We start from the raw sequence: 586 nt of genomic DNA, 5'->3' as shown, positions 1-586 counted from the left end.
CTCTTGAGCCGTTTGTTAAACGTAATTACATCAGTATATTAGAACCAATCCTTACGTCCCGTCACATATGTTTTTTCAAAATCTTCATCTGATTTAGTGAGATAAATAATAAACTCAACAAAAGCAATAACACCTATGACTATTGAAGGCAATCCAAGCAATACAAAACCAAATAAGAATGCAAGCAGCATTATTAAACCTTGTTTGGTATACCCTAAATAAAATTTATGAGCGCCTAGCGCGCCAAAGAAAAAAGCAAGCAGAGCAGCAGCAATTTTCTTCGAGGAACCTACGCTTGTAGATATCAGATAAATAGCTTTCGCTTCATCATTTTCCACAGAAAAGTCTACAGCCATTCCTGATTTAGGAAGCTGCCCTGCCTTCCATTCATTAATATTGAGTGGATAGCGAATGCCGTCTTCGCCCGAGATTAATCCAGTTCGATCCAACTCATTAAAATCGATGATGGTACCTTTCATTTACTTATGCCTCAGATAGTTAAGAATAAAGTATTCTTACCAAAGAGGATGTATATGTCTATAAATTCATACTGGTAATTAAATAAAAAATTATAACCACCGAACTA

General features: G+C 35.5%; 1 protein-coding gene. It reads right to left on the bottom strand.

The window, feature by feature from the left end; genetic code table 11:
* Nucleotides 1-38: 38 nt before the first annotated feature.
* Nucleotides 39-479 (bottom strand): TM2 domain-containing protein, encoded by a 441-nt coding sequence (locus PL85_RS18530; RefSeq protein WP_017046221.1) that lies wholly within the window; start codon nt 477-479, stop codon nt 39-41.
* Nucleotides 480-586: the final 107 nt, after the last annotated feature.

The organism is Vibrio anguillarum (genome assembly GCF_001989995.2).
In the GTDB taxonomy this organism is placed as follows: domain Bacteria; phylum Pseudomonadota; class Gammaproteobacteria; order Enterobacterales; family Vibrionaceae; genus Vibrio; species Vibrio anguillarum.
This window is presented reverse-complemented; position numbering and strand designations above follow the sequence as displayed.

Coding starts and splice junctions, on each gene's coding strand:
- PL85_RS18530 (WP_017046221.1), bottom strand. CDS start 479: ATGAAAGGTACCATCATCGATTTTAATGAGTTGGATCGAACTGGATTA.